Raw genomic sequence first — 26249 nt, forward strand, 5'->3', positions numbered from 1 at the left:
TGCGCATGGTGATCTGTCCTTTGCTGAGGTGTCGCGCTCGGCGCGGCTGCTGTGTGCGCGCCGAACACACCCTGGTGCAGGGTGGAGAACCAGCAGTGTGCGGCTGGTGAGCGCTCCGGGTGATTCCCGGTCTCTGCAAGCTATTCGGCGCCCTCCGACGAGGAGATTGGAACCCCGTACCCCGTTACCGCATCGTAATATCTGTTGTGGGAAATGTGACCTGTTCGAGGGTCGTGCATGTTGTCGGAGCCCGTCCCAATTGAGGATCCCGTTAGACGTTCACGGGTGGGCCCGGACCGGAGCCGCCCTCTCCGGCCGGTCAATGACCAGCCTCATCCCAGCACGGATCGCAGCAGCAGTGAACGACCCTGCCCCGGGGATCCTCGGCGTGATCGCGCGGCGACCGTCACGGTTCGACGAGTTGACGCTGCAGGAGACCTACATCGAGCTCGGCGCCACCGACGCCGCCGTCGACGCTGCCCTCGCGCGGCTCGCCGCCATCTGGAGCGACGCGCAAGCACTCGACGCTGACCTCGATCAGGTAGCCGCCCCACGCCAGCAGGAGATAGCAACGGATATTGACGGCTAGCTAGCGAGCTCATCGTGGTGCGCGCACTTTGCTGCCGGTACCGCTCGACGATGCTCGCGATGTGCGCTGCCGCATGCGTGGTGGTGGTCATGCTGCCTCCGGGATCGAGGTCCGACGGTTCGCGGCCCGGAGAGCCGCTGGGGTCGCGCTCGACCACACCATCCGACGTGCCCGTGCGTGAACCGGACAGGCGGCGACCCCTGTGCTGGGGACGGAACGGGTGGTGGCGCACGGAGCGGAACGGTGCGCCCGTACTCTGCTCCTCGGTACGGGATCCGATCCGTCGCCGTGACGAGAGGTACCCCGCACATGCAGAAGCTCCCGGTGATCGCGGCCGCGGTGACGGCGATCACGCTGACTGTGTTCGGACCGACCGCGGCCGCGAACGCCGCCACGGTGAGCAACCCGGGCCCGCCGACGAGCTCGTTCAGTCCGTTCGGCCCGTACTTCACTTCGGTCTACGGGCAGACCGTCACCGCCCCGGCGCGGTCGACCGCGCTGAACGCGTTCTCCTTCCAGATCGAGTCAAGCGGCCCGATGGTCGTCCGAGGCGAGGTCTACGCATGGGACGGACACAAGGCCACCGGGCCGGCGCTCTTCGAGAGCGACCCGCTGACACTGGTCGGCGACTCGACCGCACACGTCGTCTCGTTCCGAACCGGCGGCACCGAACTCAGGCCGGGTTCCGAGTACGTGCTGTTCGCGACCCTGCTGCGTGACGTCCAACCCGACAGCCCTGACTCCAGCGCCTGGCCCACCACGGGCGACGTCATGCCCGGACAGGTCGTCTTCCTCAACGCGCGATCCTTCGACCAGGTGACGAGCACGCCCTGGGACGCGGCTCCTTCGCTGGACCTGATGTACACAGCCGAGTTCGAGGCCGCCCCGACCGTGCGCTCCGTGACCCCGGCCCGCGGCGACATCGGCGGTGGATCCACCATCACCGTCACCGGCGCCGACCTCTCGGGGACGACGGCCGTGACCGTCGGCGGTCACACTGCAACGGATGTGCGGGTCGTGTCGGACGGCGAGGTGACCGCCACGGTTCCCGCTGGGGTCGCCGGTACCGCCGACGTCACTGTGACGACCCCGCGGGGGACCGACACCGCGACGGACGCCTACACCTACTACACCGCGCACGCGCCGTCCGCGCCGTCCGCGCCACGGGACCTCACCGCCGTCGCGGGTGACGCCGACGTCGCCCTGCGCTGGGCCGCTCCCACCGACGACGGCGGTTCGACGGTGACCGGCTACGCCGTGCAGCAGTACGTCGACAGGAGCTGGCGGACCGTCACGACCACGAGCGCAACGACAGCCACGATTGCCGGCCTCCGGAACGGCATGCCCACCGCCTTCCGGGTCGCTGCCATCACCAGCGCCGGGACCGGCGCCCCCACCGAGGTCGTCAACGCTACCCCGTTCGTCTTCACGCCGATCGTGACCGCCGGTGGCCGCCCATTAACCACCGGCCGCCCGCTCGCTGCAGGCGACACCCTCGTCGTCGAGGACGAAGCCCTTCCCGTCGGAGCGACCGTCTCGGTGGGACTCGACTCCGCGCCGACATCAATCGGTACGGCGACCGTCGCGTCCAACGGCACCGTCCGGGTAACCGGCACGATCCCGGCCAGCACCACGATCGGCGACCACACACTCGTCACCGCCCTGACGCTGGTCGACGGAACCGCGGGCGGCGCGACCGCCACGCCGCTGACCGTGCGCGCTGCGACGGTCAACCCGGCCCCGATCACCCCGTCCGCCGCCCCGACGACCACGCCCGTGACCGTCGCCGCAGCCGGACCGGCGGCTCCGTCGGCTGGCGAACTAGCCACCACCGGCACCGACGTCACCCCCGCGATCGAAGCCGCACTCGCGCTCGTGACCGCCGGCGTCGGCGTCCTCGCGCTGGCTCGACAACGCCGGGAACGCAGCGGCGCCTGACGGGCGCTCGATACTCGTCCGGGGATCCTGCTCCCGCGTAGGAGCGCCGTCAGGAGATCCTCACGCCCGTCGCCTCGGGAGACCTGAGGCCGAGGAACTGCGATCAGCCCAGCGTCACCACCCGGTCGCCAGCGGTTGCAGGTGCTCTACGACGACGCGACCGGCCTCGGGCAAGTACTCAATCAGGCCGCTGCAGCTCCGCCTACGCTCTAGGCTTCCCGGCCCGCATGTCGGAGCAGCGACGTACCCTGTGCGCTATCGCAGCCAGCGATAGCGAGGCCGAACCCTGGTCGGCCATGACAAAGGAGTCAACTATGTCCCTGCAAGTGACGCGCAGCCAAAAAGCTCGGGCATGACCGTCTTCACCGTTACCCACCGACAGCGACTATTTCGCCATTAATCAGCTCTTCATGATCAGCATCAGGGAGAAAGCGCTCGATGAGCTTGTCAGCCGTCTCCAGTTAGCGGGCATTCCGGTTGAGAGCTGCGCTGAACGGGAAACCGCCGACGCGCGCTTCGTTCGCATCCACGATCCGGAGGGCCTACCGTTTGAGCTATGGGAAGAAGCCAGGTGTTGATCCGGACAGCTGTTCGTTCTGAGGTGACCACATGTGCCCGGTTGCTTGCGCGGGCGCTGCAGTCTGACGAAGTTGTGAAAGTGCTGATTCCCGGTCAACGCCGGCGCGAGGAGCGCCTGACGTTGTCTTATACGGCAAGTCTTCTCTCAGGTGCCTTCAGGAACGGTCTCGTCGAAGTCGCTGAGGACACCGTCGGGAACGTCATCGGCGTAGCAGTGTGGGAGGCACCTGGTGCTAAGACGTCGTCATTCGGGCGGCTTCGTCATTTGCCGATGTATCTTCGGGCGATCGGCTTGCGAAACTTGCCTGCGACCATGCTCGCTTCCCGTGTCTACGATGAACACCGCCCACACACGCTGCACTGGTATCTAGCGGACATCGCGGTGGATCCACGCTTCGCCGGTCGGGGCATCGGATCCGAACTTCTCCAACACCGTCTCGGATCGATCGATGACGAGCACGTAGCTGCCCACCTCGAGGCAACAACGCCGGGAAGTCGTCGTCTCTACAAGCGCTTCGGGTTCACCGATCAAGCACGTCTGGGGCTCGTCGCGAACGGCTACCCGTACGCGATGTACCGTCCGGCGACGCAACCGACGATCAGCGCGACCATTCAGTGAAAGTGACTCTCGCGAAGGTCGTAGGGGTCTATGGGGTCCCGAACAGGTCGGGGCGTGCAGTGTGTTCGCGGGTGCGGTCGAGTGGGATCTCGAAGAGGTCAGTACGGCGGTAGTCCTCGGACCAGCCTCGGCGCATGCGTGATGCTGCACGGTCGAAGGCTTCGATGATGTCGAATCCGGGGACGAGGAGCGCTTGCACGCGGAGGCCGTCGTAGAGGGCGAGGAGCTGTTCCGTGGCGCGGGCGGGCTCCATCGTGTTCGGTTCTCGACCAGTACGGATGTCGTGCTCGAGGGCGGTGCGGATGGTCTGCCGGAACCGGAGGTACAGGGTGCGGTAGTAATCACCGGCAACACCGACAGGAACGGTGCGCACAGATCATCCTGATCGCCGGCGCTGTACAGCGCAGCGACCGCGTCGATGAACCCCTCGGCGCTCATCGCCCGAACCCGCAGCCGCAGGTCGCGCTCCAACCGGACGGTGACACAGCCATCACGAACCTCCCCTGCTCAGAGCGCAGTGCTAGGTCCGGGCAAACGACTCAATACGCACGCTATTTCGGACGTCGCCTTTCGCGGCACGATCCGCCCGAGGCCGCGCACGGCGGCTCAACCGACGCCCAACACAGGGGGCGAGCCCGATCGGCTTTCGGGCGGTGTTGCTCGAGGGTGGGGACGGGTGGTGGTGGCGTATCCGGTTCGGTCGGTGTGGTGCTGCCGGGTTGGCTCCGAGTGCTCGCGGCGCGTTACGGTCCGTCAGGGACGTGCGATGTCGTACGTGACGGGGAGTGTGGGTGGGTCGGTGGTCACGGGAGTGCTCTGGGAGGTGCGGTGTGCTTGGCATGATTGCCGGCTTCCGGGCGTGGTTGCGGTGTCGTTTCGTCCGCACGCGGTGGGGCCGTCGGGGTGGGCGTTGACGGTGTGTGAGCATCATGCTGTTCCGGTTCCCGAGAGCGCGGCTGGGCAGGGATGGGGTGTTGGTGTGAACGCGTTGAGGTTGCGGGGTCGGTCGGAGACGGAGTGGGACATCATCGAGAGCCTGACGGACCGGATCGTCGGCCGGGTGATTCTCGAGAACGGAGCGTTTTTCCTCACCGATGTCGACGGTGAAACCGAGGTCGGCGCGTTCTACCGCCTCGAGCAAACCGTGCCGGCTGCGGCGGCCGTCCTCGGGGGACGCTTCCTCGATCCGTGACCGTGGGTCTACGGTCGGTTCATGTCGACGTCGTCAGACGAGCTTGCAGCGATCGGGATCGATGTTGGCGCGCAGAAGCCGGCGGTGGCTCGAGCGTTGGAATGTATCGGGTCGCGGTATCGGGGGCGGCTGACAGCGCCGGAGATCGCGGCGGCGAGCGGCTACAGCAAACGGGGCCTGCAGGAAGCGTTCCAGCGGGATCTGGGGATGCCGCCCTCCCTCGTAGTCCGGGTGCTGCGGTTGCACCGGGCACGACAGATGATCCTCGCGAACCCGTATCAGCCGGTCGGAACGGCTGCGGCGGCGAGTGGGATTGCGCACTTCGGCCGGTTCTCCGCCTACTACCGGGGCCAGTACGGTGAGACACCGTCGGAGACCGCACACGCCGCCCGCGCCTCACTGCTGGCTTGATGGCTCCAGCGAGTGCCCTGGAGTTGGGGCTGCCGGGACGGATACGCAGACCAGTGTCGCGTCGAGTCCGGTGCGAGAGAACGACCGTTCCCCCTGTTTTGGGGATGGATGCGCGTGGTGAGGGCTGTTTGACTCTGTTCATGAGCAGGTTCGGGTATCTGCTCCGCAGCTGAAACCGCGTTTGTGTGGTGTCGCTCCGGGATGTCTGGCCGCCTTCGGGTGGCGGCCAGGCATGCCCCGTTCGGTCCGTCGCCGAAGCGGGGTCCTCTGTAGTGCCGACTTGTCCGGACATGCGCGTGGTCGCATCGTTGATCGGGGTGTCGATCGCCGGGTGGAGGCGAAGGTGATCGCGGCGACCGGTGACGCGGTCCTGGTTGAGTGGGGGAGCGGGCAGGCGGCGACGGCTGCGTGGGTGTGGCGGACTGCGGTAAAGCATCGAGTGGAGTCTCAGCAGCCTCATAACGTGTCGGGGTGACTCGCTAGGCGCTCTAGAGATATCGTAGAGTTGCGCTCGAGCTGTTCCCCCCAACACGTTCGAGTGCGGCCGCTCGGATCAGCCCCCAAATTTTGGTCCGAGCAGCACAGGCCCCGGCCCTGTTCCCCCCAACAGGCCGGGGCCGCTTCACGTTTGGGGTCGGTACACCGCGATCGGCGGCCCGTCGGCACCGTCGTGTGCCTCGGCGGTGGCGGCCCAGACGCGGCCGCCTTGCTCGAGCGTGTGGGGCAGCACACCGCGGATCAGCATCCGGACCGCTGGGCGGGTGTCGTCGACGACGAGGTCGACGCCGTGCGCGTCGCGATCGTCCGGGTTCCGTCCCGGCCTGGTCCGCACGAACTCGCTCATACCGTGCAATCAACACGGCCTGACGGGGGAACGACCCAGTGTTGCTGCAGCCCGCGGTAAGAGACGTGAGCGGGCCGCCGTGCCGGCGGAGTGTTCTGGTCTGAGCTGCCCCGCCTTCGGCGGCCTGTCCTGACTGGAGGGAGCCGGCGAGCCGGCCAGTGCTTGTCGAACCCCAGGGGGTTCGTTGTTTGCCCGGGAAGCCTTCGGCGATTGTACGGACGAGGTTCCGGGCCGCAAGCCGTCGCCACCGCCGCACGCGAGAACTTTCGACCGGCACCGTCGTGTAGATCTCCTTCGTCAATGGACGGCGCCGGTCGAAACTTCTCGGAGCGTCGCCGCTTTGGGCTTGCACCCCGGCTCCTCGTCCTATCGGCACTACGTGCCTTCCCGGGCAAACAACGAAAGGGAGAGGAAGAAGGAAATGAAGTTGATGGGTATTCGAGCGACCGCAGATGGTGCGGTCGAGGGCGTCGTGGTGAACGCGGCGCAGTCCACCCTGCAGGGCACGCGGGAGCAGATCGGGTGCCGTGTGGTGGACGTGGTCCGCCTCGACGGCCGGATCGATGCGTGGATCGATGACGAGGGTATGTACCAGGCGGAGCGCAACGACCTCGCCACCGTCGCAGCGGTCGCGCTGGGGCGTTCGCGGGCGGCGTCGCCGCTGTACGGGACGGTCCTGTTTCTGACCTACGACGAGGCCGGGGACACCCGGTCACTGTCGCCGGATCAGTACACGGCGATCATGACCGCATTCGGCCGCGCACGCGCCGCACTCACCCGAGCCGAAGCGCTCACCGCGGCACTGCACCAGTAAGACACCGCAGTACCCATAGAAAAGACCGGGTGCGGAATTCCCGACAAGAATCAGTTGCCAGGACCCGCACCCGGTCACTACCGGAAAGCGTAGCAAACGACATGACCATGACCGAGAACATCACCGTCACCCACCTGACGGACCAGCCTCAGCCCGGGGCCACGACCGACGCGGCTCCCACCGCGGCGGGCGTTGACCTGGTGCACGTGCCCGCCGCGGATGTGGTGATCGAGGACAACGTCCGCACCGCGGCCGACCTCGACCCCGCGTTCCTGGCCTCCGTGAAGCGCCACGGAGTGCTCCTGCCGACGATTGGCTACCGCAACATCGACGGGAGCGTGGTGGTCCGTGACGGCCAGATGCGCGTCCTCGCCGCCCGTGAGGCGGGCCGCGAGGTGCCGGTGTTCGTCACGGCTCGTGGCGACAGTGCCGCGGCGCGGATTGCGGAGCAGTTGGTCGCCAACGAGCGTCGCACCGCCCTGACGGACGGTGACCGGCTGGCCGCGTACCGGCAGTTGGAAATCGAGGGCCTGTCCGTGACCGCGATCGCCCGCGAGACCGGCACCAAGCGGGACGCCGTGAAGCAGACCCTGATCGTGGCGAAGTCGGACACGGCGTCCGCCGCCGTGTCCAGTGGTCAGGCGACGTTCACGCAGGCGTTGCTGCTGGCCGAGTTCGACGGTGACGCCGACGCCGTCACCGAACTCACCGAGTGCATTGCGGAGGGGTACGGCGACGACGAACTGACCCATACCGCCGCCCGGCTCCGCCAGGACGCCGAGCGCCGGGAGGCCCGCGTGCAAGTGCGCGCGGACCTCGTGAAGGCCGGTCGCCGGGTGGTGGGGGAGGACGACGACTACGAGTCGTTGGATCGCCTCACCGACGCCGCCGATGACGTGACCGATTACCAGGAGCGGCACGGCCTCGACCCGGAGGCGCACGCGGAGTGCGCGGGGGCTGCGTGGCACGTCCGCGAGTGGGGGACGCCGGAGCCGGTGCAGGTGTGCACCATGCCGGACGCCCACCACGCCCGCTACCAGTCGTTCCGCCCGGCCATCCCGGTCGGTGGAACGCCGGAGGCGGAGAAGTCCGACGAGGACCGCGCCGCCGAGGCTGAGGAACGCAAGGCCGCGCGCCGGGTCTTGGTCGCCAACAACAAGGCGTGGGACGCCGCTGACGATGTCCGCCGCGAGTGGATCGCGGGCCTGTTGCAGCGGAAAAACGCACCGAAGGACGCCGCCCGGTTCCTGGCAATCGCGCTCACCCGCCACGCCAGCACCCGGTACGCCTCGGGCATGGTGAGCGCCCGCAGTCTGCTCGGCATCGAGTCGAGCGGGTGGGACGGTGACACGCTCTCCCAGTGGGTCGAGGAACACCCCACGAAGGGGCTGCACCTGTCGCTGGCGGTCGTGTTCTCCGGGTTCGAGAACACGGCGAACCGGGAGTGGTGGCGCACCCCGGACGCGGAGTCCCGCGGCTACCTGAACCAGTTGGCCGCGTGGGGGTACCCGCTCAGCCACGTCGAGCAGTTGGCCGCAGGCATCCAGCCCGACCTCGACCAGGTGGACGGCGAGGACGCGGCAGCCGAGTAGGTGAACCGGGCGTGAGGGTCGTAGCCAGTGGCCCTCACGCCCACCCGGCACCGGTTCGTGTCCCATCGCGGGCCGGAAATGTCCCATCGGGCCGTTCTGGTGTCCGTGGGCTGCGTCCCGGCTGCGCCGTGACTCGAAGGGGCTTCGCCCCCTCGAAGCACCCCGGAGCCGCTCGACGGAGCTCGCGGCTGTCACCGCCTCCGGCGGCTGAGCGGCCACCGCGGCGATGCCGGCGGGGTGCTCCGCTCGATGGTGTCGCGGTCCTCAATGAAGTCCTCGAACACCCACTCGAGGTCATCCAGGTCCGGGTCGTCGCGATCACGCATACCCGTGAGCGTGACCCTGCCCGCCTCCGGCAGTAGCCAGGTCCGCCCGGATCAGGATGGCGGGAACGCGGCCGCGGGATCTCCGCCGCGTGCCGCGACGTCGTACCGCGCCCATGACTCCACCTGCAGCGGTGACGGCGGCTCGCCGCCGTGGACAGCAGCAGCGATCTCGTTCGCGTACATGTCACGCATCTCTTCAGCATGCTTCCGCAGCAACATAGGCCGGCTCCCCTCGGGTCGGAAACGGCAGCATCGACGATGCGCCCCCTCAGAGCGCTGAGCTCGCATCGTCGATGCGCTCGCATGATTGTGCCTCACTTCGTGCGGTCTTGCACAAAGTCTCGGCTTCGAGCATGCCAAACGCGCGGAACAGGCACCGGCATGGCCGCGTGACGGGGCGTCCTGCGTGCTCGTTCATGGGGTGACTAGCCCAGGGCTTCCGGCCAGGGCCGGGAGTCGCTGCGCTCCGGGCGGAACCGGCTGCGCCGGCACTGTCTGGGCCTGCGGCCCGTTGGTTTGCCGTGAAGCCTTCGGCAGCGTACGGACGATCGCCCGGAATGCAACCGGCTTTCGCGGCATAAACGGCCCCTCCCCGCAAGCGGGTCCCCTCCATATATTCCACGACCGGTTGCATTCCGGGCGCTCGTCCTAGCGGCGACAAGTCGCCTTCACGGCAAAACAACGAGAGGGAAGGAAAAAGCACATGCAGCACATCGACACGGTTACCACCATCGTTCCGGTCGTGGACGAGAACGACATTCCGCGGCAGTTGGCGAAGATCGCCGAGCGGGACGAAGACCTCCGGGTCCGCGCCCGTCAGGGCTACCAGCTGACCCACACCGCCTCGGTGGCAGGTCCGCACTTCACCACGTTCGTCGACACCTTCACGCACGACGGCGGGGAGTGAGAAAGCGGCCGGGACCAAGTCGAATTTGGTCCCGGCCGCCATCACTCGCCCACTTGCACCCCTCGAAAGGAATGGACACCACCATGACTACCACCATCGTCCCCACGAAGGCCGTCGCGGCCTTGCTCCGCACGGAACTGCGCACCCGGTTTCCGGGCGTGAAGTTCTCCGTGCGCTGCTCCACCGGCACTGCGGCTGCGTGGATCAACGTCTCCTACGACGACGGTCCGACCCATCAGCAGGTGCAGGCCATCACCGTCCGGTTTGAGGGGCGTTCGTTCAACGGGCAGACCGACTCTTACGACGACAACGGCACGACCCTCGTTGCGGGTGACGGTGACGAGATGCCGACCGCGGTTCGGTACTCCTGTGACGGCATCATCATCACCCGGGGCTATTCGCCTGCGGGACATCTGGCCGCGCAGCGGATGATCCGCGAGGACAGCAGCATGCGGCACCTGGTCCTCTGCGACGAGCACGGCACCCTGGGCGGCCACCACGACCTGACCGACGGCCGAGCCGAGGACTTCAGCGCCGGCGGCCGCTGCTGGCCGTACCCGACCCTGTCGGCGTGGTCGGCGGTCCGGTTCGTGCTCGAACGCGTCGACCTCACTCCCACCCCGGCCCACCAGTAGCCGGGAGGGCCGCGCCACTTCGAGGAGGAAGTGACGCGGCCCAGACAGCAGCGGTGGGGATGTCCCGTACCCATACGTGCATCCCCGCCGCCCCAACCAGCCTAGAGAGAAGCGCACCCCATGTTCATCACCTACGAACGTCCCACCCACCTCACCGACGAGCAGACCGACCCGCAAGCTCCGGCCGCGGATATGGCACCTGGCGCGGACGTCGATCCCCGCGTGCCGGTGTGCGGTGCGACGACCTACGACGTCGACGGCACCCAGTGGATCTGCACGCGTCGCCCGGGCCACACGGACGATGAGCACCGTGCCGTGTTCGACCGCTATCACGGTGGCCCCGTCGGACAGGTTGCGTTCGCGTGGCAGTACGAGTGGGGCGGCGCCGGCCACGGCCCGTCCTCCACAACCCCCATGACGACGGTCACCGTCACGGTGTCGTTCCCGTCGACGGCGTGGACGAACGAGCAGCTGCCCGAATCGATCGCCAACGACGTGCGCATGTCCTTCTGGGAGTGCGACCACGACGACATCACCGTGGAGACCATCGCGACCAGCACCACGCACCCCGCTGCGGGCTGACCCGCCGGGGCGGTGGCAGTCGGCGACATGGTGAACAGCGCCGGGACGACACAGTTAGAGAATGCGCAGCACGCTATTGCTATCGGGTGCCGGTAATAGCAGAACGGCGCTAATGCGCCAGGGGATAGCCAGTCCTCCCGCGGTTATCGATGCCCCAGCCGTGCGTTCATAAACGTCAAGCGTTGGTGCCAGATAATGCATATGCAACAACCTGCCAACAGTAGTGCCGCCTGGTAAAAATAGTAGAAGAATGTGCGGAAAAGGCTACCCGTATAGGTCCGCATGTTATAGAATAGAAGCATGCAACGGGGGAGGGGCCCCCGGCATCACAAACTTTACGAAAAGGTGATTTCGATGAGCATCACGGTTTACACCAAGTCCGGGTTCTGCGGCATGTGCAAGGCCACCGAGCGTGCTCTCGCATCCGCCGGCATCGAGTACACCGAGATGATCCTCGACGACGTGGACCAGGCGCAGATCGAGAAGTGGAAGACCACCCTCGGTACCAACGCCCCCATCGTCGTCACCGACACGGAGACCGGCTCCTGGAGCGGGTTCCGCCCCGACAAGATCAGCGAACTCGCCTCGAGCGCGGCCGCGTGATGACGATGACCCTCGAGCGTCCGACCGCCGTCCGCCCCGACGTCATCCAGCCGGCGACCCGTGCTGCCGTCGACGAGCTCTACGCCGGCGACACCGTGGCCGCGTTCCGTGCCATCGACCAGGCCGCCGCCGACCCGACCGAGAACGTCCGCGAATGGGAACTGTCCGACGAGCAGCGGCAGGTGTGGGAGGCCGGCTACATGGTCGGGTTCCAGATGGCCGCCCCTGCGCTCATGGCGGAGGTCCTCGAGCTGCGGTCCCGCCTCGAGCAGGCCGAGCACGACGCTGACCGGTTCTACGCGGAGATGAGCCGCCGACCTGCACCCGCTGAACCATCTGCGTCGGGTCCGACGTTCGCGGAGATCTCCCGCACCCGCGGCGACCACGACCGCGCCGACCGTCACCAGGCGGCGGTTGACCGCATGTTTCCTCAGTACGCCGGCGCCCGCGCTTGAGCAAGGAGACTAGAACCATGGCGACAGCAGCTGACCTCTCGGCGACAGTGCCCGTCGGCCACTTCGACGTGCCCATCTGGGGCTTTTTCATCGTCACGGGTGTCTTCTTGTGCATCGGGATCGCCTCACTCGTCCTCCGCAAAGTGGACCCGGACGAGCACGTGTCCATACTCGGCAGCTTCCCGTCGACAGCGACGTTGGCCTTCTTCATCGCAGTGGTCACGGCCGCCCCGCCGCTGATCGTGCTGGCGTTTCCGCAGTCATGAGCGCCGAGCAGATGCGGGTCGATGAAGTCGTGGCGCTCCTGCACTCCGACCAGGAGGACGACCGCGCCGAGGGGATCCTCGACCCGGCTGCGCCGGCCGTGGAGGTGCTCGCACTCGCGACGGGCCTGACGAACGGGTACCGGGTGCGGGCTGCGTTGGTGCTGTCGGGGGTTGTGCCGGCGGAGCGTCGCAGGCAGCTGCTCCGGCAGGAGTTCCGCAACGTCACCCGCACAAGGCCCGGAGTGTTCTTCCCCACGGTTGCTGCGAACATCGACGAGCTCACCAGTCGCGGTGGACTGGACGAGGACACGCGGGCGGCGATCGCGGCAGCCCGGACGATGCTGTCGCGGTGGGAGAACCGCACCGGTGAACGCATCGTGTTCGCGAAGAGTCGCCGCGTCCGGGGGCTGGTGTTCCTGGTTGTCGCGATCGCGATGCTGCTGCTGACAGTCCGCACCATCGCGCAGGGCCCGTCGGGACCGATCGCCTCCTGGCTGTTCTTCGTCGTCAGCGTGCAGTCGTTGATCGTGCTGTTCCTCGGGAGCCTGGCATGGGTTGATCTGCGCGGCCGCCGTCGACGGGGGAGGAACCGGTGAGCGCCGAGCGTCGCGCGTTCGCGTTCGCACGGGAAGCCACGTCGCGGCCCCCGCTGATGCCGGACGCATTCGCGGCACCGGCTGATCTCGATGAGCTGGCGGCCCCGCCGGCGGACGGTGGCGCTGCGGAGATCCCGATGGGGGAGTTCATCCCACGGGACTGGGCGATCTTCCGGCAAGGGCAACGATGGGGCTACGAGTCCCGGCAAGCGGAGGTCGACGCCGCACAGAACGCGTTCAACGCTGCGGACTTCGACGCCGACCGGTACTACCGGGCCGCGTACGACCACGACAACCACGACTGCGCCATCCACGCCAACAAGGGCCGCTACCAGGGCGCCGCGACCCGGCTCCTGCACTGGGACGACCCCGACGATGACGAACCGGTAGACCCTGTTCAGCAGGCCAATCCGCGGTAGAATTCACCCAGGAGGAACGCGACTATGAGCACCACGGCACCCGGCACCCGCACCGTCCCGGCGACCCAGGCAGAGCGCCGTCTGCTGTTCGCAGACGCTGCGCTCGGCGCGGCCGGCCACCAGGTCACCGACCCGATCCTCCGCGAATACAGCCGCCGCGTCGCCGAGGGCACCATGACCGCGGAAGACGCGATCGCTGCTGGAATGGCCCACATCGACGCCCGCTGATCCGTGCCGACCACCTTCCGTGCCTGGGATGACTACTTCATCCCGGGCACGACTGTTCTCCGGAACAAGCTCGGTGCCACCGACACGGCGGAGCTCGCCGCGAAGGAAGAGTTCGCCGCGCAGGTCCGGCTCGTCGAACTCGCCGAGGATCCGGTGCAGGGTCGGTTCGACTACGACCACATGAAGGAGATCCACCGCCGGATCTTCCAAGACGTCTACGAGTGGGCCGGCCAGGAACGCGTTGGTCCTGATGGGCGGATGAGCAAGAGCGGCCCGGACGTCGTCAACTTCGCTATCGGGGATCCCGAAGCGCCGACCGTCCCGTATGGGTACTACCCGGGCCCGCAGGTGGCAGACGCCGCGGAAGGCGAGTACCGCAAGCTCGCCGCCGCGAACCATCTCACCGGTTTGGGACGAACGGACTTCGTCGACCAGCTGGCAGAGCGGTGGGCGGAGCTCAACGTGGTGCACTCGTTCCGAGAGGGCAACACCCGGGCGCAGTTCGTGTTCTTCCAGCAGCTCGCCGAGCACGCCGGCTACCGCCTGGATCCGGCACCGTTCCAAGTTGGGGAGCCGCTTCGAGACCGGTTCGTCGCGGCGCGGTTCTACAGCCAAGCCACCGGCCGTTCAGACCGGCTCGCGGACGTCCTCGGCGACGCGGTGACACCGCTACCGCGCACGCTCCCTGCGCGAGGGGCGTCGTACCCGATGACGATCACGGAGCCGCTGCGCGCCAGTGCAGGAACCGACCATCGGCCGACACGGCCGTCGACGGGGGCACAGCAGCCGCGGATCGATCGGTCGCACGGCCGGGACTAACCCTCGACGGTTCAGGTGCCCGGCTGGCTGTCCCGCCAGAGGGCGACCGGGCTGCTGTGGGCGGGGCAGAGGTCAACGAACCCGCGCCGCCGGCCCTCTGGGCTGTTCGCGGGCAGCCAGGACTGTTCACGGGCGATCAGTCGAACCCCGTCGACGTCTTCGCCGTCGTAGGCGGGCACGAGTGTTGCGGTGCAGCCGGGGTGGTCGCACCGCATGATCACGGTCGGGTTCACGGTCACAGCTGCAGTCTCCCGCACCGGGGCATGTGGCGTGGGGAACGTGCGGCGCTGCACCCACGCGTGGGCGCGCGGCCGAGCGATCCGCCATCGGTCTTCGTCGTCATGACTCGCCCTCCGATGGCTGTCCTGTCGGTGAGTGCGTCGGAGCCGGTGCTACCTCGGTGGGGTGCACGACTGGAGCGAGGAGTGCGCCGATGATGATGGCGGCCAGCAGCGCGCCGGCGATGGCGAGCTGCTGGCCGCGACGGGAACGCAGCCCGGTCACCGGTTCCCGGTGGCCGGGTCGGGCGTAGCTGTCATCGCTCGGCACCGCCGGCGCGCTGCGTCGACGACGCTGGACGAGTCGGCGCGGTCGATGGCGTCGCGGGCGCGGTCGGCGTAGCCGCCGCGCTCCGAAGCGATGACGCGACGTCCATCGGGTACGAGCTCACCGGTCCCCGTTGAGCCTGCGGCGTCACGGCAATAGCGCCTCCGGTTTCACTCGCCGCCGGCGTATCCGTGGTCGTGTTCGGGAGGTCGATCGTGCCGAGCTGTTCGATCAGTTCGGCGGGCTTGGGGAGCGCGGCGCGTGGGTCCAGGTACGTGTCGTTGAGATCGAGGTTGTCCACCTCGGCTACCAATGCCGCATACGCGTTGTTGGCGTCGACATCGCGTCCAGGTTGACGGACGAGGTCGACCCAGTTCTGGGTCAGTTGCCTGATGTGCTGGTCAACCTCGAGGGAGATCAGTTCACCGGTGTTGGTGCGTGGGTTGTCGAGGTCGACGGTCGGGGCCTGTTGTTCTTGCCAGAGCTTGCTGTACTCGGCTGCTGCGGCTGCGTCGGCTGCTTCGTTCGCGGCGGTGACTTCTGCGACGAGGGTGCTGAGGGGTGTGGCGGGGGTGATGCCGGCGGTTTCGTGTGCGGCGTTGTAGAGCGTTTCGGCATTGGTGGCTGCGCCGTGTTCGGCGTAGGCGGATGCTGCGAGCTCGACTGCGGTCCCGGCGCTTCCGGGCTCGTGTTCGAGACGGTCCATCGCGAAGTTGACCGTTTCGCGCACGGCGTCGACGTAGCCGTCGAGGTCGGCCGGATCGACGATCCCGGATGACAGGTCGTCCTGGGTGGACTCTTTGCTCATGAGGCCGGAGCGGACGGCGCTTCGCGCCCATGAGTCGAACCGGACGGTGTCGACGGCCGCGCCGATTTCGGGCAGCGACGAGACGGGTGTGGCGCCGACGTCGTCGTGCGCTGCGGCGTACAGGCGTTCGGCGCGGTCGGTGACGTCGGGTGCGGTGTGCTGCCACTCTCCGTATGCGTCGGCGGCGACGCGCACTGCGTACGCCGATGAGGCGGACCCGACGGTGAGGTTGTGCATGGTGTCGTCGAGTGCTGCGGCTCGCTCGGAGGCGGCGGACGCGATCTGGTCCGGTGTGACGCGGCCCGTGGTCGTGTTGACGTCGCGCCGGTCGGCGGCGACTCGTCCGATGGACATGTCGGCGCGGGCGAGCTCACCGAATGACGACGCGAGCGACGCGGCGTGCGCGTCCCGAGCCGTGGTGGCCTGCTGCTCGTTGTCCTGTCGACGGAACCGGCCAAGGAGGCCGCGTCGCGGCTGAGGGTCAGACATGGTTGTGCTCCTTCGTGTCGTCAGTGCTGGTGGCGGTCAGAGCGGGTGCCAGGCGTCGCGGTCGACGCCTGGGCGTTCATGCCGCGACCCCTTCGTCGCTGCCCGCGTGGTCGGTGTTGTTGTCGGGGTTGATGGGTGTTGGGGTGGCGGGGCTTCGGCCGCTGTTGCGGCGTCGGGTTCCGCCTCCGGTGCTGCGCCGCTTGGCCGGCTTCGCTGACGCCGCGGGGAGCCCGAAGCTGGCGAGTTCGGCTTCGTTCCATCCCGCGTCGACGGCGAGGGCCACGGCGGTGTCGAGGTCTGCGCGCAGCTGCTGCAGCTGCGCTTCCGCGTCGGCGACCGCGTCTGCGGCGGTGACGGTGTCGCGGAGCGCTGCGAGGCGCTGCTGGTGCGCTTCTTCGGCGCGGCGGGTGATGTCGTCGAGGTCGTATCTGGTTGCCATGCATCCAGTGAAAGACGGGCTCGCGCGCGCAAGGTCACACATTTTCGACGTGCGCCGAACATCGGACTCGCGATGCTCGTACCGTCCCTGCTGAAGACCGCACCTGCTGCGCAGGTGAAGGCGCTCGGCGCCGTGTTGGTGCGGAGCAAGCTATACACTTACGTTCCGTAAGTGGCTTGATCTGCTTCCGTTCCGGGGGCAGATGCGGCAGGCTGGGCCTACCGGTCCCCGCTTGGGGCGGGTTCGTTGCACTGGGCTGGAGGGCGTTGATGGCAGAGGCAGTGCCTTCGGCTCGGGCGCGTTCCAGGCGCCGGCGAGCGAACACCAGTGCTGGTCCGCGGAACATCCCGCACAAGGTGATGGTGAACGCGGAGGAAGAGGCGGCGCTGGTCGGTCGGGCGCACGCTGCCGGCGGGATCACGATTCCGCGGCTGCTGCTGGAGAGTGCGTTGGCGGAACCGTCCGGTGCGACGGTGACGGAGCGCCGTGACCGGGTCGCGGACCTGTTGACGATCCGCCGGCTGCTGTCGGCGAACTCGAACAACCTCAACCAGATCGCGCGCCTCGCCAATGCCGGCGAGGGCATCGCGGGTGAGCTGCCGCACACGTTGCGTGCGATCCGGACGTTGTGCGATCGGATCGATCGGATCCTCGTTGAGGAGTACGCCCGATGATGCCGAACATCACGCGCGGCGATCGGGCGTCCGGGCTGCTGGCGTACCTGGTGGGGCAGTCGACTCGGGAGGCGCATCACCACTCCAACGCGCACACCAACCCGCACGTCGTGGCTGGCCACGACGCGATCGTGCATGACACCCCGGCGGGCGAGCTCACGATGGACGACGCTCTCGACATCGCGAACCTGTTGGACATGCCGCGCCGCGTGTACGGGACGCGGGTGACGGTGCCGGTGAAGGAGTGGGACGACGCGCTCGGCAAGAAGGTGAAGGTCGGTGAGCGAGACGCGCACGTGTGGCACGCGTCGCTGTCGATCAAGGCCGACGAGGGTCCCCTGTCGGATGCGAAGTGGGGTGACATCGCGCGCGACTTCGTCGACGGGATGGGCTTTACCGATGCGGACGGTGCCGGTTCGTGCCGGTGGGTTGCGATCCGGCATGGCGAGTCCGCCGGCGGGAACGACCACATCCACATCGCGGTGTCGCTGGTCCGTGAGGACGGCGAGAAGGCTCGCGTGCACGACGACTTCCGTCGCGCACAGCGACTCACGAACGAGCTCGAGCACAAGTACGGGCTAACGGTGCTGGCCTCCCGTGAGCAGGACAAGTCCCCGCTGCGGGGTGTGACGCCTGCAGAGCTCGAGCGGGCACGTCGCGACGGTGACCGGGTCACTCAACGTGACGAGCTGCGCCGTCGGCTGCGGTCCTCGCTGGCGGTCGCGACCGACGAGGTGTCCTTCATCGATCAGTGCCGCCAGCACCGTGTGTTGGTGCGTCCACGATTCGACAAGGAGAACTCCGACCGTGTCGTGGGTTACTCCGCAGCGATCGTCCCCGAAATCGTTGACGGTGTTCGGCAGGCACCGATCTGGTTCGCCGGATCGAAGCTCGACCGGAATCTGGGTCTGGGGCAACTGCGCGAACAGTGGCAGTCTGACGCTCGAACGGAAGGAGACGCCGTGGTGTTCTGGAACCGGCGCGGACGCGTCGAGAAGCAGCTCGAGGACATGCCGTCGTCGCTCGGTAAGCGGCCCACGTCGGACGAGATCCGGCAGCTGAACGAGAAGTACGGCGAGACGGTGTTGCCGGACTTCTCTGGGGTACCGCAGACTGCGTCGATGTCGCCGGCGGAAGCGTCAGCGTTCTACGCGCGCCTGTCGATGTTGACGGAGCGCGCAGTGCACGGGCCGCTGGCGGAGACGTCGAACGAGCTTGCGCAGGAGGCGCAGCCGCCGCGACGGGGCCGTCGTCGGCAGCCGAAGGTGCAGCGCGGCGACGCGGCCTACTCCGCCAGGCTCGCGAACCGGGCGACGTCGACGAGCTCGCGAACTGGGTGGACGGCAGTGTTCCGACAGGCATCCCGCACCGCGGGTGCGGTCGCCGACGCACGCCGCGAGCGTGCAGCCCTCGTCGAGGCGCAGCGTCTCGCCGCGTCTACGACGGAGGCGAACGCCGCATGGGAGCGGTGGGCGCAGTCGATGGGCTGGAACGACTCGGCCCGGCAGGGGCCGGCGCCGGTTCAGCCACAGTCGCAGACGCGTGCGCCGCGTCGCGGCCGCGGCACCGATCGTGGCCAGGGCCGCTGAGACCAGTACCGCCGAACAGCAGGGGAAGGGTGAGTAGTTATGTCGGAAGAGGAGATTGGTCAGGAGGTCGATCGCGTGATCCGAGCGGCCTTGATGGCCCTCGGACAACTTCGCGAGCACGCGTCGCGGAAGCAGGCCGAACGGGACGCAGCGACCCGTGCTCAGCACGACGAGCAGCGGCGTCTCCTGCAGCAGCGGATGGGCGAGCTGCATGAGGCTGTGCGCAGCCCCGACTTCTGGGCCTCCGCGAACGGTGAGCGTGTTGCCAACACCGTGGACGTCATCGTCGCTGCCGGCCCGGACGTCCCGCACGGGCAGAACATGTACGACACCGTCCGCGGCAACCTCGAGCGCCGCTACGGGATCGACCTGGACGAGCTCCGTACAACGCACGCCGGCGACGTGAGCGGACGACGCAGGGCACTGATCGACGCGGTCGACGATGCTGTTGCGGCCCGGCAGCAGTCCTCCGATGCGGACGCCGGCGTTGCCGATGATCTCGCCTCTAAAGCCGCCGCCGTGACCAGTCCGGAGAAGCACGCGGATCTCGTCGACGGCAGCGAGCAGGCTCTCACGTCCGCAACCGTCGAATTACAGGACGCGAACGCGCTGCAGGCAGGTGCGGACACCACGGCGACCGCGGCAATACTTACCGACCAGCTCGCCTCTACCGCCTCTCAGGCGACCGGAGGTGAGCCCGGAGAGCCCGCGACGCCTGCTAGTGCGGCGATGTCTGCTTCGGACATCGCGCGGCCGCTGACGGCCACGCAGCAGGCACGCGCGACGGTGGACGCCAGCTACCCGATGACCATTCGTGACTCGCTGGCGTCGGCCGCGGCCACCGGTCAGGTGAAGCCAGAAAAGACCGGGACGAAGCCGCGCAACCGGGGGCGCGAAGCCACCCGGACACGTTGAGCCGGAAGCGTGTGAGCACCTCCATCGATGAGGCCACCGCGCGGACCCAGACCTCCGATCGAGCTAGACAACGTGCCGATAATGTATCTTATGTCAGCTGGTGTGCGGCGGGGTGCATGGGGTGCCCTTCCCGCAGCGCGCAAAGCCTGCCGGGCACGCGCCAGGCATTCAACACTGCTCCGAGCCACCTATGCTCCAGGGGTGGATCAGCCCCGCTGCCAGAGCACCTTCAACCGGCAGCAGTGCCAGCTTCCCACCGGACACGATGGGCAGCATCGGACCGCTCAGGACCCAACGCTGACGACGTGGAATGACGCCGCGGCCGGCCGCACCGTTCGGGGGCCGTCATCGGAACCGCCGGCTACTGGCAGGGTGTGATGCCGGTGTGACGTCGGTGAAGAAATCGCGAAACGTTGACGCACTCGGTTCGAGGTATTGGCCTCGTTTTGCCCGCCGTCGAAGCCCCCGCAGCGTCTGCACTCGTACCGGTTCCACACCGGGTGCACTCTCGTAGGTTGAACCGTTCATTGATCGCTCCGTCTCGACACCCACTGGAAGCATCGTCCGGAAGTCCTCCCGACGTTCGGAGCGGACCGAGCTTTGTCCGATCACCGCGCGCCTCGATACCGACCCAGCCGAGGCCGAACGAGAGTATGTGATGCACGCGGCAGAGGGATTCGCGCGCACTGCTGATCGCTGGGCGGTTTTCCCGTTGGCGCAGGTCGGCTGCCACGGTCCCCCTGCCAGGAGCTCTGCAGACGATGCCAGGAAACCTTCGACCGGTTCCCGGCGCTCGGACCCCGTCCTCTCCCGCACCTATGACCAGGACAGTCCTGTAGCCGCGGGAACCAACGAGGGTCGAGCGCACCGTTAAGTTCCGCCAACCTCACCGGTCCCGGGTGAGCATCGCCGGGGTGCTGTGCTCCGCTTGTTGAGGAGCTGAACCAGCGTCACATGCGACGCTTCTCTGGTAGATGGCATAGCTTGGCCTCTCACCCGGCCCCGGACCTCGGTCGTTCCCGCACCGTTCTCCTGCCCCTTCGGTCAGCAAGCGACGGACAATCCGAACGGAACTGCCGACGTGCGATACCTCTTCCATGAGACACGAGCCGTACTCGTCAGCAGCGCAACGGCTGGTGCACTGATGCGGTACTTCACGTCGTTGACATCTGCGTGGTGTGCCGACGACGTCGAGGTCCCCGCCATCGATGTTGACGGCCACATCATCCTGGAGCGGATGTCCGTCGGGCCGGCGAACCGGATCCGTTCCGTTCACGCCGCCGACGATGCCCTCGAGAGCGACGATGCGTCCTTTGTCGTCGAACTCGACCGGCGAACCCACGCGCTCCACACATCGTGACGCCACGCGCCGCAGACCGGGAACGCCGCCTGCTGCACACGATCATCAGGCTTGTCGAGAATGTCACCAGCACTCAGGACCACGAGACACGCCTGCAGGTACTGGTGGATGAATCAGTGGCGCTGTTCGACGCCGATGCGGCGGGGCTGATGCTGTTCGAACCGTCGCAGCGGTTGCAGATCGCGGCGTCTGCCGGGCATCACAGCGGGTTGCTCGAGCTCCTGCAGCTTGAAACCGGCGAGGGCCCCTGTCTGGAGTCGGCACACACCGGCACGGTGGTGTCCGTTCCCGACATTGCAAGTGCCGCGGGCCGGTGGCCGCACTTTTGCCGAGCAGCCGTGGACGCGGGTTATGCGGCGGTGCATTCGATGCCGCTGCGACTCCGGACGACCGCCATCGGGTCCCTCAACCTGTTCCGCAGAACTGCACAGCCGTTCGACCTCGCCAACGCCGCAGCAGCGCATGCCCTGGCAGACATCGCAGCCATCACCATCACCCAACAGCGCGCACTCGACACCGCCGTGACGACGCAAGCACAACTCCAGGCCGCACTCGAGAGCCGCAAGGTCATCGAACAAGCAAAAGGATGGGTCGCGAGCCGCAATCTCCTGGACACCGACACCGCGTTCACCCTGCTCCGAGATCACGCCCGCCGCAACCAGCTCCCGCTCACCGAAGTCGCTCTCGCCGTCCTCGCCGGACGGATCACACTCGGCACTCCGACTACCGGCGACACCCGTCAGCCGTGACCCACGCGAGGGCACGCAAGCCCGTCCCACGGCGCTCATTCAGCAGGAGTGCAGCGCCGTGCGCCCGTCTCGATGGCCGGTCCTCCACGTGAGGCGGAGAGGGATCAGGGGAGTTCGAGTGCGTACGCGACCGTGGCCATGCGGTCGTTCGGTGGTCGCCAGGGGGTGATCTGGGTGTAGCCGTGCTGCTGCAGCATGAGGATCGTGTCGGTCAGTTGCGGCGATGTTTCGTACACCACCGCGGGCGCGTGGAGTCGGTGAGCATGTTCGTCGATCGCGGCGAGGAGTGCGCTGCCGGCGGTGGTGGTGCGCGCATCGGCGGCGATGAAGAATCGGTGCAACTCGACCACGCCCTCGCCAGCGGGGATCAACGCGCCGCAGCCGACCGCCGCCCCGGTGGCATCCCGAGCGACGAGATTGACCAAGACGTGGCGGTCGTCCGCGTCGGCAGCGGACGTGCTGCGCACGCCCGTGCGACGAGCATGTTCCACACGGCCCGCCGCGCGCAACCGGATCGCAGCCTCCGAGTCGAACAGCTCCAACCCCACGTGCATCGTTCCAAGCGCTGGCTGAACCGGCGACAGGGCAACAGCTGCAGTCGACATCACGGAAACTTCCTCTTCGTGGTCAGAGATCCCCCGCTCCTGCATGCGGAGGCTAGAGGATCTAGCGAACTCCTCAACACCCGTGCGCACGCCCCAAGACTGGGGCACACCCGACCTGCGCACGACCCATCCGCCGCCGTCACACTGGAACGGGTCGATTACCGGCCGCGGTGCGCAGGAGGCGCGCCGGTTCCGCTTGCACAAGGACGATTCGCATGCACACCACCACCTTTGACATCCCCACCTCGAACTTCACCGGAGAACCCGCCGTCGTCGCCGACCGGATCGACGTCGTCGAGGCCACCATCCGCGTACTCAAACGGCTGGACTACCACGCAGCCACCCACGACGAGGTCGCGGCAGAGCTCGGCGTCACGCTCGACGCAGTGACTCGGCATTTCCCATCCTGGGATGGATTGGTGATCGCGACGATGGAACGGTGGATGAGCGGCCGGCAAGCGGGCATCTGGGATGTTGCCCTCGTGCGCGGCGCCGTGCCGTTCCTGCGAGAGCTCGTGAAAGTGAACCTGGACGAACCGGCGCTGACCCGTCTGCAGCTGGCGATCTTGTGCGCCGCGTCCAACCCATCCCACCCCGGACACTCCTACATCCGCCAGCAGTACGTGACCCTGTTCGGGTACGTCCAACACGCCCTCGGCCTGGACATCACCGCCGGCCGGGAACCAGCAACGATGCAACCCGCGCGCGGTGCGGAACAGCTCCTCGCCATCTACGAAGGCCTCCAGGTGCAAGCGATGATGCGAGACTTCGACCTCCTCGAAGCATTCGACCGCGCCGCCACCAGACTCCGCCACTCCTGGGCTGAGGAATACACCGCCCCCGACCTCGGCTGGATCCTCTGATCCGCACGCTCGCCACCCGCCCGCGCTACCTTCGCGAGAGTCACCCCAGTTGGGTTGCTCGTGGTGTGCGGCGCTCCCCGGGCTCCGCGTACGGGCTCACAGAATCCGGCCGGGAGCTTGCCGCCGGCCCCGGGTCATCGATCGTGAGCTCGCAGGGCAGAGACGACTGCCGGCGCCAGGGCCGTGCCCCACATACGGTGGATGAGCGCCCATGAGTACTGCTCGTCACCGGGGCGGCCCTGCGCCTCTGGGAAAACGGGTGGGGGCACGTACGCGCAGTGGCTGACACGCGCGGCGACGCGTGCGCTGGCGTGATTCAGCTGCTCGACCTGCCGCCGGATCCGGCGCCGTCCGAACCGGGCCGTGTACCGGAACTCATCCATCGGCGCCAACCCCGCGATCACGATGCCGCGAGTGTCTCCTGCCGCCGAGCGAATGGCGGCGATGATCCGGAACAAATCTCGCTCCCACCGGTCGGTAGCGGTCATGAGGAGCACATCGCTGAAGCCGAGCACGATCAAGACGGCATCCGCAGTCTCCACTCCGAGTAGTGGTCGTTGCGCCGCTTGCCGCACGGTCAGTACGGGCCTCCCCGTGTAAGCCCAGACGAAGGGTCGGTGCCGCTTGCTGGCAACATGAGTGGCGATGTGCGACAGGGTGGTCAGTTCATCGCGGATGACGCCGACGCGCACGGCATCAGTGCTACCCATCAACAGGACCCGATCTGACCGCTCGGATGGTGATGAACCGTCGACGGGCGGCAAGTAGACGGTGTCACCGACAAGTGCGCGAAAGTACCACAGCCGTAGGTGCAGCACCGGCCGCACCAACGACCACCCCAGTTGATGCAAAGACGCCGTCGTCTTGAACCTCATCTGCTGCTCCTTCGGGCAAGAGCCCCTGCGAATCAGCGTAGGGGCTGGCGGCGGAACACCCGCCCAGCCTTCGACACGACTACGGGCCGTGGGCGGGGCCGCCAGCTCGTCGAGATCAGCCGGCGCAGCGAACATCCGGTGCTGAAGGCAGAGTCTGTTCGGGCTGACCTCCAAGACGCGGCTACCGACGCGAAGCGAGCGATGCGGGGTTCTCACCCTGTCGTGAGGGTCGGCAATGTCGGACGTTCCGGGCAGACTCGATCCAGATGGCTGGTGACCCCCTACTCCCCGTCCACACCGACGCTCGAGGACTGAACATCGAGGAAGCTGTCGGCTTCTACGAGCGTGTCTACGCAAGCCACGACATCAGTATCGGACAGGCAGAACCCGACGGGTTCCGGTGGCGCTACCGCGCCATTGGCGACGATGACGTCACCGTGGCAACCTCCGCCGTCGCCGCGCGACGCTGGGGGACGATCAACCCGGGCCGACAGTACATTCTGGCGTGGGCAACCGGCGCCGGTATCACCCTCGACACCGGTAGCCGCGACCCGATCCTGATGCAGCCGGGTGCTCCGGTGATGTACCCGGCGGGCAGAGAGTTCACCTTCGATGCTCTCCCCACCACGCAACACTTGATCCGCTTCGATGGATCGTTCCTCGAGGCGGTCGCCGCCGCCACCTACCGCACGATCCCGGGTCCGCTGACGTTCACCAGCGAGGTAGCCCCGCACGCGCAGCAACAGCTGCAGGAAGTCATTCGCGGAGCCGCTGGAGAGCTCCTGAACCCGGCCACCGACCGGCAGCATCGCAGTCTCCTCAACACGACCCTCGCCGAAGCGCTCGTGAACGCGTTCCATGCTGCCCCGAACATCGACGTGACTCTCGCCGACGGCCCTACCACCATGCGGCATGCGCAAGAATGGATGGTCGCCAACGCGCAGCAGCCCATCAGCATCTCCGACGTCGCTGCCGCGACCGGAGTAGCAGTCCGCTCGCTCCAGTCGTCGTTTCAGAAACACGCCGGCATGAGTCCGCTCACCTTCCTCCGACAGGTGCGGCTCCACCGGGTCCGCGCCGAACTCCGCGCCGCCGATCCCACAGCAACATCGGTCGCTGATGTGGCCATCCGGTGGGGCTTCCGCCACCTCGGCCGATTTGCCGGCAGTTATGCATCGACCTTCGGTGAACTCCCCTCCACCACGCTCCGCACCCTGCACGGACGACACGAGTAGCCCAGGTCACCTCGGCGCGCGATGCCCCGCCAGATCTCGTACAGATCAAGTACCACTATCCATTCCACAGACGGTGCTTCTTGGCTAGTCCTGGCGTAGTTAGGAACGCGCACCATCTGGCTCGGCAACGTGTACGGCCTCCTCCGACCGCGCCACCAGGAACGCGGCTTCGCGTCGCGGACCACGGCGGGACAGGGGCAATCGCCACAACTTGGGCCGCACTCGTCAACGAACGAACCCAACTAGACCTGCAGCAGTCCCCTTCTCGCTTGCCGTTCATCGGCCCGCAGAGTGGGGGCGCTGCGCCGGGAACATCTTTGGCACGTCCGTTTGCGTGTTCTTGTACTTGTCGGCGGAGAGCTGCCAAAACGGCCCATCCTCGCTCGTGATGACTTCCATGAGAGGGTCAAATGTGTCCTTCCAAAACGCCGCCATTGCCGTCATGCCTGCCTGGTCCGGAAGACGGTCCCACTCCCACGCTCGCCACATCGCTTCAAACCGATCGAGTACCTCGGGGTAGTCATACCAGTTTTCCGCCCACAGGTACCGCTTCGGGTTCCGGCGGAACATCGGCCTGACGAAGCCGTCGACGAACTCGTACACGTTCTCGTACACGGGGTCGATCGTCTGGGCCGGAGCATCGATGTCCTCGCGCTCGGCAGCGTCAGTGTCGTTGAATCCCTCCACG

General features: G+C 67.4%; 33 protein-coding genes. 24 read left to right on the forward strand and 9 right to left on the reverse strand.

The genetic code is table 11. The features are described from left to right. Nucleotides 1-322: 322 nt before the first annotated feature. The 3 genes from ABH929_RS17775 (at nt 323) to ABH929_RS17785 (ending at nt 3725) form a co-directional block, all read left to right on the forward strand. On the forward strand, nt 323-589 hold the full coding sequence (locus ABH929_RS17775; RefSeq protein ID WP_404562159.1) for a hypothetical protein: 267 nt from the start codon (nt 323-325) through the stop codon (nt 587-589). A gap of 309 nt (nt 590-898) precedes the next feature. Continuing rightward, nucleotides 899-2527 (forward strand): IPT/TIG domain-containing protein, encoded by a 1629-nt coding sequence (locus ABH929_RS17780; protein WP_404562161.1) that lies wholly within the window; start codon nt 899-901, stop codon nt 2525-2527. A gap of 556 nt (nt 2528-3083) precedes the next feature. After that, on the forward strand, nt 3084-3725 hold the full coding sequence (locus ABH929_RS17785; RefSeq protein ID WP_404562162.1) for a GNAT family N-acetyltransferase: 642 nt from the start codon (nt 3084-3086) through the stop codon (nt 3723-3725). A 28-nt stretch (nt 3726-3753) separates the two neighbouring features. Here the strand turns inward: ABH929_RS17785 and ABH929_RS17790 are convergent, their stop codons facing one another. Then, on the reverse strand, nt 3754-4098 hold the full coding sequence (locus ABH929_RS17790; protein ID WP_404562163.1) for a TetR family transcriptional regulator C-terminal domain-containing protein: 345 nt from the start codon (nt 4096-4098) through the stop codon (nt 3754-3756). A 606-nt stretch (nt 4099-4704) separates the two neighbouring features. On the opposite strand from ABH929_RS17790, the gene ABH929_RS17795 reads away from it, so the two are divergent. Then, on the forward strand, nt 4705-4917 hold the full coding sequence (locus ABH929_RS17795) for a hypothetical protein (protein WP_404562164.1): 213 nt from the start codon (nt 4705-4707) through the stop codon (nt 4915-4917). A 21-nt stretch (nt 4918-4938) separates the two neighbouring features. Further along, nucleotides 4939-5328: a helix-turn-helix domain-containing protein gene (locus ABH929_RS17800; protein ID WP_404562165.1), complete on the forward strand. Its 390-nt coding sequence runs from the start codon at nt 4939-4941 to the stop codon at nt 5326-5328. 622 nt (nt 5329-5950) lie between these two features. On the opposite strand, the gene ABH929_RS17805 is transcribed toward ABH929_RS17800, so the two are convergent. Next, the gene (locus ABH929_RS17805) at nt 5951-6172 is read right to left on the reverse strand and encodes a hypothetical protein (protein WP_404562167.1); all 222 of its coding nucleotides are present in this window, start codon (nt 6170-6172) and stop codon (nt 5951-5953) included. Nucleotides 6173-6593: 421 nt separating this feature from the next. Between ABH929_RS17805 and ABH929_RS17810 the strand changes: the two genes are divergently transcribed. Beyond that, entirely contained in the window at nt 6594-6986 is a 393-nt protein-coding gene (locus ABH929_RS17810) for a DUF3846 domain-containing protein (protein ID WP_404562168.1), read from the forward strand. Between the two features lie 101 nt (nt 6987-7087). Further along, complete coding sequence (locus ABH929_RS17815) at nt 7088-8578, forward strand: ParB/RepB/Spo0J family partition protein (protein WP_404562169.1); 1491 nt, start codon at nt 7088-7090, stop codon at nt 8576-8578. A gap of 191 nt (nt 8579-8769) precedes the next feature. Here ABH929_RS17815 and ABH929_RS17820 read toward each other — a convergent pair whose 3' ends face one another. Further along, nucleotides 8770-8904 (reverse strand): hypothetical protein, encoded by a 135-nt coding sequence (locus ABH929_RS17820; RefSeq protein WP_404562171.1) that lies wholly within the window; start codon nt 8902-8904, stop codon nt 8770-8772. 703 nt (nt 8905-9607) lie between these two features. Between ABH929_RS17820 and ABH929_RS17825 the strand changes: the two genes are divergently transcribed. The 10 genes from ABH929_RS17825 to ABH929_RS17870 all read left to right on the forward strand — a co-directional run bounded on the left by ABH929_RS17825 (nt 9608) and on the right by ABH929_RS17870 (nt 14414). After that, complete coding sequence (locus tag ABH929_RS17825; RefSeq protein ID WP_404562172.1) at nt 9608-9811, forward strand: hypothetical protein; 204 nt, start codon at nt 9608-9610, stop codon at nt 9809-9811. An 83-nt stretch (nt 9812-9894) separates the two neighbouring features. Further along, nucleotides 9895-10446 (forward strand): LPD29 domain-containing protein, encoded by a 552-nt coding sequence (locus tag ABH929_RS17830; protein WP_404562173.1) that lies wholly within the window; start codon nt 9895-9897, stop codon nt 10444-10446. Nucleotides 10447-10566: 120 nt separating this feature from the next. Then, nucleotides 10567-11028 (forward strand): hypothetical protein, encoded by a 462-nt coding sequence (locus tag ABH929_RS17835; RefSeq protein ID WP_404562174.1) that lies wholly within the window; start codon nt 10567-10569, stop codon nt 11026-11028. A gap of 354 nt (nt 11029-11382) precedes the next feature. After that, complete coding sequence (locus ABH929_RS17840; protein ID WP_404562175.1) at nt 11383-11631, forward strand: glutaredoxin domain-containing protein; 249 nt, start codon at nt 11383-11385, stop codon at nt 11629-11631. Continuing rightward, a complete protein-coding gene (locus ABH929_RS17845; protein ID WP_404562176.1) occupies nt 11631-12086 on the forward strand; it encodes a hypothetical protein in 456 nt (151 codons plus the stop codon). Before ABH929_RS17840 ends, ABH929_RS17845 begins: the two co-directional genes overlap by 1 nt. 17 nt (nt 12087-12103) lie before the next feature. After that, nucleotides 12104-12352, forward strand: a complete 249-nt coding sequence (locus ABH929_RS17850) for a hypothetical protein (protein ID WP_404562178.1) — start codon at nt 12104-12106, stop codon at nt 12350-12352. After that, complete coding sequence (locus ABH929_RS17855) at nt 12349-12948, forward strand: hypothetical protein (protein ID WP_404562179.1); 600 nt, start codon at nt 12349-12351, stop codon at nt 12946-12948. The genes ABH929_RS17850 and ABH929_RS17855 overlap by 4 nt, the downstream gene beginning before the upstream one ends. After that, the gene (locus ABH929_RS17860) at nt 12945-13367 is read left to right on the forward strand and encodes a hypothetical protein (RefSeq protein ID WP_404562180.1); all 423 of its coding nucleotides are present in this window, start codon (nt 12945-12947) and stop codon (nt 13365-13367) included. The genes ABH929_RS17855 and ABH929_RS17860 overlap by 4 nt, the downstream gene beginning before the upstream one ends. Nucleotides 13368-13391: 24 nt before the next feature. After that, nucleotides 13392-13595 carry a hypothetical protein gene (locus ABH929_RS17865; protein ID WP_404562181.1) on the forward strand — a complete coding sequence of 68 codons (204 nt, stop codon included), beginning with the start codon at nt 13392-13394 and terminating at the stop codon, nt 13593-13595. A gap of 3 nt (nt 13596-13598) precedes the next feature. Further along, complete coding sequence (locus tag ABH929_RS17870) at nt 13599-14414, forward strand: Fic/DOC family protein (RefSeq protein WP_404562182.1); 816 nt, start codon at nt 13599-13601, stop codon at nt 14412-14414. Nucleotides 14415-14425: 11 nt separating this feature from the next. On the opposite strand, the gene ABH929_RS17875 is transcribed toward ABH929_RS17870, so the two are convergent. The 3 genes from ABH929_RS17875 to ABH929_RS17885 all read right to left on the reverse strand — a co-directional run bounded on the left by ABH929_RS17875 (nt 14426) and on the right by ABH929_RS17885 (nt 16696). Then, on the reverse strand, nt 14426-14653 hold the full coding sequence (locus ABH929_RS17875; protein WP_404562184.1) for a hypothetical protein: 228 nt from the start codon (nt 14651-14653) through the stop codon (nt 14426-14428). A 296-nt stretch (nt 14654-14949) separates the two neighbouring features. Continuing rightward, nucleotides 14950-16005 carry a hypothetical protein gene (locus ABH929_RS17880; protein ID WP_404562185.1) on the reverse strand — a complete coding sequence of 352 codons (1056 nt, stop codon included), beginning with the start codon at nt 16003-16005 and terminating at the stop codon, nt 14950-14952. 328 nt (nt 16006-16333) lie between these two features. Then, nucleotides 16334-16696: a hypothetical protein gene (locus ABH929_RS17885; RefSeq protein WP_404562186.1), complete on the reverse strand. Its 363-nt coding sequence runs from the start codon at nt 16694-16696 to the stop codon at nt 16334-16336. A gap of 359 nt (nt 16697-17055) precedes the next feature. Here ABH929_RS17885 and mobC point away from each other — a divergent pair, with 359 nt between their 5' ends. The 5 genes from mobC (at nt 17056) to ABH929_RS17910 (ending at nt 21983) form a co-directional block, all read left to right on the forward strand. Beyond that, nucleotides 17056-17370, forward strand: a complete 315-nt coding sequence (gene mobC / locus ABH929_RS17890) for a plasmid mobilization relaxosome protein MobC (RefSeq protein ID WP_404562187.1) — start codon at nt 17056-17058, stop codon at nt 17368-17370. Beyond that, the gene (locus tag ABH929_RS17895; protein WP_404562189.1) at nt 17370-18959 is read left to right on the forward strand and encodes a relaxase/mobilization nuclease domain-containing protein; all 1590 of its coding nucleotides are present in this window, start codon (nt 17370-17372) and stop codon (nt 18957-18959) included. The genes mobC and ABH929_RS17895 overlap by 1 nt, the downstream gene beginning before the upstream one ends. Nucleotides 18960-18998: 39 nt before the next feature. Continuing rightward, nucleotides 18999-19874 (forward strand): hypothetical protein, encoded by an 876-nt coding sequence (locus tag ABH929_RS17900; protein ID WP_404562190.1) that lies wholly within the window; start codon nt 18999-19001, stop codon nt 19872-19874. A 1081-nt stretch (nt 19875-20955) separates the two neighbouring features. Further along, a complete protein-coding gene (locus tag ABH929_RS17905) occupies nt 20956-21234 on the forward strand; it encodes a hypothetical protein (protein WP_404562191.1) in 279 nt (92 codons plus the stop codon). Then, on the forward strand, nt 21231-21983 hold the full coding sequence (locus tag ABH929_RS17910) for an ANTAR domain-containing protein (RefSeq protein WP_404562192.1): 753 nt from the start codon (nt 21231-21233) through the stop codon (nt 21981-21983). Before ABH929_RS17905 ends, ABH929_RS17910 begins: the two co-directional genes overlap by 4 nt. A gap of 104 nt (nt 21984-22087) precedes the next feature. On the opposite strand, the gene ABH929_RS17915 is transcribed toward ABH929_RS17910, so the two are convergent. Beyond that, nucleotides 22088-22531, reverse strand: a complete 444-nt coding sequence (locus tag ABH929_RS17915; protein ID WP_404562193.1) for a GNAT family N-acetyltransferase — start codon at nt 22529-22531, stop codon at nt 22088-22090. A 272-nt stretch (nt 22532-22803) separates the two neighbouring features. On the opposite strand from ABH929_RS17915, the gene ABH929_RS17920 reads away from it, so the two are divergent. Then, nucleotides 22804-23451: a TetR/AcrR family transcriptional regulator gene (locus ABH929_RS17920; protein WP_404562195.1), complete on the forward strand. Its 648-nt coding sequence runs from the start codon at nt 22804-22806 to the stop codon at nt 23449-23451. A 134-nt stretch (nt 23452-23585) separates the two neighbouring features. Here ABH929_RS17920 and ABH929_RS17925 read toward each other — a convergent pair whose 3' ends face one another. Continuing rightward, on the reverse strand, nt 23586-24326 hold the full coding sequence (locus tag ABH929_RS17925; protein ID WP_404562196.1) for a GDSL-type esterase/lipase family protein: 741 nt from the start codon (nt 24324-24326) through the stop codon (nt 23586-23588). Between the two features lie 266 nt (nt 24327-24592). Here ABH929_RS17925 and ABH929_RS17930 point away from each other — a divergent pair, with 266 nt between their 5' ends. Beyond that, nucleotides 24593-25561 (forward strand): helix-turn-helix transcriptional regulator, encoded by a 969-nt coding sequence (locus ABH929_RS17930; protein ID WP_404562198.1) that lies wholly within the window; start codon nt 24593-24595, stop codon nt 25559-25561. A gap of 276 nt (nt 25562-25837) precedes the next feature. Here ABH929_RS17930 and ABH929_RS17935 read toward each other — a convergent pair whose 3' ends face one another. Beyond that, nucleotides 25838-26248, reverse strand: coding sequence for a DUF4913 domain-containing protein (locus ABH929_RS17935; protein WP_404562199.1), 411 nt, complete (start codon nt 26246-26248; stop codon nt 25838-25840). Nucleotide 26249: the final 1 nt, after the last annotated feature.

This window comes from Curtobacterium sp. AB7 (assembly GCF_044909335.1).
In the GTDB taxonomy this organism is placed as follows: domain Bacteria; phylum Actinomycetota; class Actinomycetes; order Actinomycetales; family Microbacteriaceae; genus Curtobacterium.

Excerpts from the sequence above, each read along its gene's own strand:
- ABH929_RS17810 (WP_404562168.1), top strand. The coding sequence starts at position 6,594 with ATGAAGTTGATGGGTATTCGAGCGACCGCAGATGGTGCGGTCGAGGGC.
- ABH929_RS17850 (WP_404562178.1), top strand. The coding sequence starts at position 12,104 with ATGGCGACAGCAGCTGACCTCTCGGCGACAGTGCCCGTCGGCCACTTC.
- ABH929_RS17880 (WP_404562185.1), bottom strand. The coding sequence starts at position 16,005 with ATGCACAACCTCACCGTCGGGTCCGCCTCATCGGCGTACGCAGTGCGC.
- ABH929_RS17930 (WP_404562198.1), top strand. The coding sequence starts at position 24,593 with ATGGCTGGTGACCCCCTACTCCCCGTCCACACCGACGCTCGAGGACTG.
- ABH929_RS17900 (WP_404562190.1), top strand. The coding sequence starts at position 18,999 with ATGTCGGAAGAGGAGATTGGTCAGGAGGTCGATCGCGTGATCCGAGCG.
- ABH929_RS17825 (WP_404562172.1), top strand. The coding sequence starts at position 9,608 with ATGCAGCACATCGACACGGTTACCACCATCGTTCCGGTCGTGGACGAG.
- ABH929_RS17845 (WP_404562176.1), top strand. The coding sequence starts at position 11,631 with ATGACGATGACCCTCGAGCGTCCGACCGCCGTCCGCCCCGACGTCATC.
- ABH929_RS17865 (WP_404562181.1), top strand. The coding sequence starts at position 13,392 with ATGAGCACCACGGCACCCGGCACCCGCACCGTCCCGGCGACCCAGGCA.
- ABH929_RS17775 (WP_404562159.1), top strand. The coding sequence starts at position 323 with ATGACCAGCCTCATCCCAGCACGGATCGCAGCAGCAGTGAACGACCCT.
- ABH929_RS17820 (WP_404562171.1), bottom strand. The coding sequence starts at position 8,904 with ATGCGTGATCGCGACGACCCGGACCTGGATGACCTCGAGTGGGTGTTC.
- ABH929_RS17830 (WP_404562173.1), top strand. The coding sequence starts at position 9,895 with ATGACTACCACCATCGTCCCCACGAAGGCCGTCGCGGCCTTGCTCCGC.
- ABH929_RS17800 (WP_404562165.1), top strand. The coding sequence starts at position 4,939 with ATGTCGACGTCGTCAGACGAGCTTGCAGCGATCGGGATCGATGTTGGC.
- ABH929_RS17805 (WP_404562167.1), bottom strand. The coding sequence starts at position 6,172 with ATGAGCGAGTTCGTGCGGACCAGGCCGGGACGGAACCCGGACGATCGC.
- ABH929_RS17925 (WP_404562196.1), bottom strand. The coding sequence starts at position 24,326 with ATGAGGTTCAAGACGACGGCGTCTTTGCATCAACTGGGGTGGTCGTTG.
- ABH929_RS17840 (WP_404562175.1), top strand. The coding sequence starts at position 11,383 with ATGAGCATCACGGTTTACACCAAGTCCGGGTTCTGCGGCATGTGCAAG.
- ABH929_RS17855 (WP_404562179.1), top strand. The coding sequence starts at position 12,349 with ATGAGCGCCGAGCAGATGCGGGTCGATGAAGTCGTGGCGCTCCTGCAC.
- ABH929_RS17885 (WP_404562186.1), bottom strand. The coding sequence starts at position 16,696 with ATGGCAACCAGATACGACCTCGACGACATCACCCGCCGCGCCGAAGAA.
- ABH929_RS17920 (WP_404562195.1), top strand. The coding sequence starts at position 22,804 with ATGCACACCACCACCTTTGACATCCCCACCTCGAACTTCACCGGAGAA.
- ABH929_RS17785 (WP_404562162.1), top strand. The coding sequence starts at position 3,084 with ATGGGAAGAAGCCAGGTGTTGATCCGGACAGCTGTTCGTTCTGAGGTG.
- mobC (WP_404562187.1), top strand. The coding sequence starts at position 17,056 with ATGGTGAACGCGGAGGAAGAGGCGGCGCTGGTCGGTCGGGCGCACGCT.
- ABH929_RS17895 (WP_404562189.1), top strand. The coding sequence starts at position 17,370 with ATGCCGAACATCACGCGCGGCGATCGGGCGTCCGGGCTGCTGGCGTAC.
- ABH929_RS17835 (WP_404562174.1), top strand. The coding sequence starts at position 10,567 with ATGTTCATCACCTACGAACGTCCCACCCACCTCACCGACGAGCAGACC.
- ABH929_RS17780 (WP_404562161.1), top strand. The coding sequence starts at position 899 with ATGCAGAAGCTCCCGGTGATCGCGGCCGCGGTGACGGCGATCACGCTG.
- ABH929_RS17815 (WP_404562169.1), top strand. The coding sequence starts at position 7,088 with ATGACCATGACCGAGAACATCACCGTCACCCACCTGACGGACCAGCCT.